This is a genomic window from Pseudoduganella sp. RAF53_2, assembly GCF_052113985.1.
Taxonomy (GTDB): Bacteria; Pseudomonadota; Gammaproteobacteria; order Burkholderiales; family Burkholderiaceae_D; genus Rugamonas.
In genome coordinates this window covers 1-5364 of record NZ_JBFRDW010000419.1, presented here as the reverse complement: position 1 = coordinate 5364, position 5364 = coordinate 1, and the positions used below count along the sequence as shown (strand labels likewise).

Sequence of the window (5364 nt, the reverse complement as noted above, 5' to 3'; positions counted from 1 at the left end):
GCAGCGTGTCCGTGGACGCCGCCGTCGCGGACGCAGGCGCTCGCGGCGCAGATGCGCGGCCGGCGGGGCGCGCGGCGGCGGACGCCGGACCGACGGTGGCTGGCGACAGGCCTGCCGCGAGCGAAGGTGCCGGGGCCGGAACTGCGGCAGCTAGTGCCGGACCGGTTGCACGCGGCGAGGCGGGCGTGGGGCTGGGGGCGAGCACGGAGGCGGACGCGCGGTGGCGCGGAGCGGGTGGTCGGACGGCGGGCGTCAGGCCTGCGGGATCGCGTGAGACGCCGGGGGCGGCGGTGGGCGAGCCCCCTGGCGCGGTGGCGCTGCGGATCAGGTGCGTTGCGCCGGGCAACGTGGCCAGCGCGCGGGCGTGGGCGCGGCTGCCTTCCTTGCGCATGGCGAATGCGTAGCGGTAGGGCAGGGGCACGAAGCCGTTCTGCGTGAACACCGGCACTTCGGCATAACCTGCCAGCAGGACGCCATCATCAACCAGCAGCGCCGACAAACGCTCGGCAGCGGCGGCGGCTGTGGGGCGGTCGAAGTAAATCAGCAGATTGCGGCAAAAGATAATGTCGTAATACGAAGGCAGCGCAGGATCGGCCGCCAGCAGATTGCCCTGCCTGAAGCGCACGCGCTGACGCAGGCCGGACGCGATCTGGTACATGTCCTCTTCGCCTTGCACCGGCGTGAAATAACGGTCGCGGAAAGCCAGATCCTGCGCGCGGAAGGCGTTGCGGCCGTAGATGCCGATCTCCGCGCGGTTGATGCAGGCCGCGCTGATGTCCACCGCGTCAATGCTGAAAGTCTCCAGYGGCACGCGGGCATCGCACAGCGCCATCGCCATCGAATAGGGCTCCTCGCCGCCCGCGCACGGCACGGACAGAATGCGCACCACGCGCGCTCCATTTGCCAGCCGTTCCTTGACAACCTCCGTGGCCAGCGCAAAGGCTTGCGGATCGCGGAACAGCCAGGACTCCGGCACGACCACCAGCTCGATCAGCGCTTCCAGCTCGCCCGGTATGGACCCCTGCATCAGATCGTGGCCATACTGTTTGCGGTCGCTAAGCCCAAGCGCGTCCATGCGCTCATGGATGGCACGTTCCACGGCAGTACGGGGCAGGTTCAGCCCCGTCGCCTCCTTGAGCATGCCTTGCACGGTCACGATGCTTTATCCTCCACCTGGAACAGCAGGGCACGCAAAGCGGCAGGCAGCAGCTGATCCAGTTCCACCAGCTGCACGATGCCTTCGCTATCGCCTGCCACCGCGCCGAGGAAAGGCGCGGCGCGTACACCGCTTGGCTGCAAGGCCTGTTCGGACACTTCCTGCACACCCTGCACGCGCTCGGCCAGCAAGGCCAGCGCGTGCACCGCGCCTTCCGGATCGGTGTAATCGACCAGCACGATGCGCGTATCGAAATGCTGGCGTGCCGGCGGACCGCCGCTGGCGCGCGACAGGTCGATCACCGGCACGGTTGCTCCGTGCAGATTCATCATGCCGGCTACGGCGTCCGGCGCCATTGGCAGGGCCTTCAGCTCCAGCAAGGGCAGCACGCGCTGCACCACCTGCAAGGGCAGGCCGTAGCGATCGTGGCCGATGTGAAAGACCAGCGCCTTCATGGTATTACACGGTCACCGCAAAGGTGGCCACGCTCGATTGCAGGTCGCCTGCCGCATATTGCAGCTGGTGCACCGCTTCGCTGGTGGCTTTCAGCGATTCCACCGTCTGCTGGGTGGCATCGTTCAGCTGCATCATGGTTTCGGTGATCTGCTGTGCGCCGACGGCCTGCGACTGCATGCCCTGCAGGACGGTGTCGAACTGCGGCGCCAGTTTCTGCACCTGGTCCATCACGCCGGACAGCTGGTCCGTCACCTGCCGCACTTCGCTCACGCTGCGGCGGATCTCTTCGCTGAACTTGTCCATGCCCATCACGCTGGCCGACACCGCAGACTGCATTTCCTTCAGCATCTGCTCGATATCCCAGGTGGAGACGGAAGTCTGGTCGGCCAGGCGGCGGATTTCGGTAGCCACCACCGAGAAGCCGCGTCCCGCTTCCCCCGCCTTCTCGGCTTCGATTGCAGCATTGAGCGACAGGATATTGGTCTGGTCCGCAACCTTGGTGATGGTGGTCAGCACGCTGTTGATATTGGACGCCTTCTCCGACAGTGCCGCCAGCTTGGCGTTGATCGAATCCGTCGCGCTCACCATATTCTGCATGGTCTGGTCCATGCGGCGCAGGTTGACCTGGGCTTCGGAGGTGGCACTGGTGGTGTAGTCCGCCACGGCAGTGGCGTCTTCCATGGTCTTCAGCAGCTGGGTGGTATTGGCCGAAATTTCCTTGGTGGTGCTCAGCACCTCCACGCTGGTCTGGGCCTGTTCGACGCCGGTGGCTTCCTGCTGCTTGGCGGAAGCGGCAATCTCGGTTGCCGAGGTGGTGACCTGGATGCCGGCTTTCTGCACATTGTTCAGTAGCGAACGCAGATTGTCGAACATGCGCGACAGGCCCGTGCCCAGGCGGCCAATGGCATCTTCGCCGGAGACGTTGACCTTGCTGGTCAGGTCGCCCTCTGCCGCGCGGGTGACGGTCTCCATCAGCGAATCGACCTTTTCGCGCAGCTCATTGGTCAGCGCCTGCTCGCGGAGCTGCGTTTCCTGCAGTACTTGCGCCATATTATTGAAGTCCTGCGTAACCTTGCCCAGTTCATCGCGCGACAGCACTTGTGCGCGCGTGCTTTGTTCACCGGCGCCCAGGCGGCCCAGTGCCACCGTCAGGTTATTCAGCGGCGTGACGATGGCGCGGGACAGCAGATAGGTCACCAGCAGGCCGACCGCCACGGCAGCGATGCCGCCCATGATCAGCAGATTATTGGTCAGCTGCTGCTGTGCCAGGGAGGTTGCCGTGCGTTCCTTGAGCAGGCGGTTTTCCTCGTCCTCGGCGTCGTCCAGCAAGTCGGTCGCCGATTTGATGATGTTGGCGCTGTCGCGCAGTTCATTGGACTGGCCGATAATGTCCGCCGCGCCTTTGGTTTCACCGAGCGCGCGGCGCTTCTCGATCTGGCGCCTGATATTGTCATTGATCCAGGCCGTGATCAGACTCTGTGCCTTTTTCAGGCGCTCCTGCTGGCGCGGATTGTCGGCGGTGAGCTTCAGCACGTTGTCCAGATGCTTGGACAGTTCGGCCGCGTTATCGCGTTCATTCGCGATGGCGCTTTCGAGGCCGGTGAGCAGGTAGCCGCGCGTTTCGACTTGCGCATGCAGCATGGAGTTGCGGACCAGGCCAAGCTCAATCAGCACTTGCATGGTGTGCTTGTCCCAGCCATTAGCCTCGGTCAGCCGATTGAAGCTGTTAAAAGCCATCGCGAGCAATAGCAAGATGATTGCCAGGACGGTGCCGAAGCCCAGATAGAGTTTGTTTTTTACACTGAGGTCTTTCATGCGCTCTCCTAGCGGGACGTGGGGTCGTGCTGGCAATGTAACAAAAAAAACGGGCCGCGCAAAGGCGGCCCGTTTCATAGTGCAATCAAAGACTTATTGACCGCGCTTCATGCGTGCGTTGGCGGCGATGCGCATACGCAGCGCATTCAGCTTGATGAAGCCGCCTGCGTCGGCCTGGTTGTAGGCGCCGCCGTCTTCATCGAAGGTCGCGATGGTCTGGTCGAACAGCGAATCGGTCTTCGAATCGCGCGCCACTACAATCACATTGCCCTTGTACAGCTTGACACGCACCCAGCCGTTCACGGTTTGCTGGGTGTGATCGATCAGGGTTTGCAGGGCCACACGCTCCGGCGACCACCAGTAGCCGTTGTAAATCAGCGATGCGTAACGTGGCATCAGATCGTCCTTCAGGTGGGCCACTTCGCGGTCCAAGGTGATGGATTCAATGGCGCGGTGCGCTTTCAGCATAATAGTGCCGCCTGGCGTCTCATAGCAGCCGCGCGATTTCATGCCCACATAACGGTTCTCGACCAGGTCCAGACGGCCGATGCCATGCTTGCCGCCCAGGCGGTTCAGTTCCGTCAGCACTTCGGCAGCGGACATGCGCTTGCCGTTCAGGGCCACGATGTCGCCCTTTTCGTATTCGACGTCCAGGTACTCTGCCTGGTCCGGAGCCGCTTCCGGGCTCACGGTCCAGCGCCACATCGACTCTTCGGCTTCGGCGCTTGGGTTTTCCAGGTGACGGCCTTCGAAGGAGATGTGCAGCAGGTTGGCGTCCATCGAGTAAGGCGCGCCGCCGTTCTTGTGCTTCATGTCGATGGCGATACCGGCATCTTCCGCGTATTTCAGCAGCTTCTCGCGCGACAGYAGATCCCATTCACGCCATGGCGCAATCACTTTCACGCCTGGCTTCAGCGCGTAGGCGCCCAGTTCGAAGCGCACCTGGTCATTGCCCTTGCCGGTCGCGCCGTGGGAGATGGCGTCGGCGCCGGTCTGGTTGGCGATCTCGATCAGACGCTTGGCGATCAGCGGACGAGCGATGGAAGTGCCCAGCAGGTATTCGCCTTCGTACACGGTGTTGGCGCGGAACATCGGGAACACGAAGTCGCGGACGAACTCTTCGCGCACGTCGTCGATGAAGATGTTCTCAGGCTTGATGCCGAACTTCAGCGCCTTGGCGCGTGCCGGCTCCAGCTCTTCACCCTGGCCCAGGTCGGCGGTGAAGGTCACGATCTCRCAGTTGTAGTTATCCTGCAGCCATTTCAGGATCACGGAGGTGTCCAGGCCGCCCGAATAGGCGAGGACTACTTTCTTAACGTCGCTCATTTCGATTTCTCAATCAGGTTGGTTATCAGTTTTAATGCGGCCCAGCAGCAGGAACTCGATCAGTGCCTTCTGGATGTGCAGGCGGTTCTCGGCTTCGTCCCAGACCACGGATTGCGGTCCGTCGATCACCTCGGCGGACACTTCCTCGCCGCGGTGGGCAGGCAGGCAGTGCATGAACAGGGCGTCCGGCTTGGCGCGTTTCATTTTGTCGCCGTCCACGATCCAGCCGTCGAAGGCTTTCAGGCGGGCCGCGTTTTCTTCTTCATAGCCCATGCTGGTCCACACGTCGGTGTTGACCAGGTCCGCGCCTTCGCAGGCATCGGACGGGTTGGCGAACAGGGTGAAGCGGTCGGTCGATACCAGCGACATGTCCATCTCGTAGCCGTGCGGCGTGGACACGTTGACGTGGAAGCCGAACACCTCGGCTGCCTGCAGCCAGGAATACAGCATGTTGTTGGCGTCGCCGATCCATGCCACGGTCTTCCCGGAGATGGAGCCGCGATGCTCGATATAGGTGAAGATGTCCGCGAACACCTGGCATGGGTGGTGTTCGTTGGTCAGGCCATTAATCACCGGCACGCGCGAATTGGCGGCGAAGCGCTCGATGATGT

4 protein-coding genes and 1 pseudogene are annotated in these 5364 nt (G+C 62.8%); all 5 read right to left on the bottom strand.

Annotated elements, in window-relative coordinates; genetic code table 11:
* Positions 1-1156: CheR family methyltransferase (locus tag AB4Z11_RS21720; RefSeq protein ID WP_442027607.1), on the bottom strand; the 1156-nt coding region annotated here is incomplete at its 3' end.
* Positions 1153-1611 carry a chemotaxis protein CheW gene (locus AB4Z11_RS21715; RefSeq protein WP_442027606.1) on the bottom strand — a complete coding sequence of 153 codons (459 nt, stop codon included), beginning with the start codon at positions 1609-1611 and terminating at the stop codon, positions 1153-1155. The genes AB4Z11_RS21720 and AB4Z11_RS21715, both read right to left, overlap by 4 nt.
* 4 nt (positions 1612-1615) lie before the next feature.
* The gene (locus AB4Z11_RS21710; RefSeq protein WP_442027605.1) at positions 1616-3427 is read right to left on the bottom strand and encodes a methyl-accepting chemotaxis protein; all 1812 of its coding nucleotides are present in this window, start codon (positions 3425-3427) and stop codon (positions 1616-1618) included.
* A 93-nt stretch (positions 3428-3520) separates the two neighbouring features.
* A complete protein-coding gene (locus AB4Z11_RS21705) occupies positions 3521-4753 on the bottom strand; it encodes an argininosuccinate synthase (RefSeq protein WP_442027604.1) in 1233 nt (410 codons plus the stop codon).
* A 9-nt stretch (positions 4754-4762) separates the two neighbouring features.
* Positions 4763-5364 (bottom strand): annotated as a pseudogene (locus AB4Z11_RS21700) (ornithine carbamoyltransferase); the annotation flags it as partial.

Excerpts from the sequence above, each read along its gene's own strand:
- AB4Z11_RS21715 (WP_442027606.1), bottom strand. The coding sequence starts at position 1,611 with ATGAAGGCGCTGGTCTTTCACATCGGCCACGATCGCTACGGCCTGCCC.
- AB4Z11_RS21710 (WP_442027605.1), bottom strand. The coding sequence starts at position 3,427 with ATGAAAGACCTCAGTGTAAAAAACAAACTCTATCTGGGCTTCGGCACC.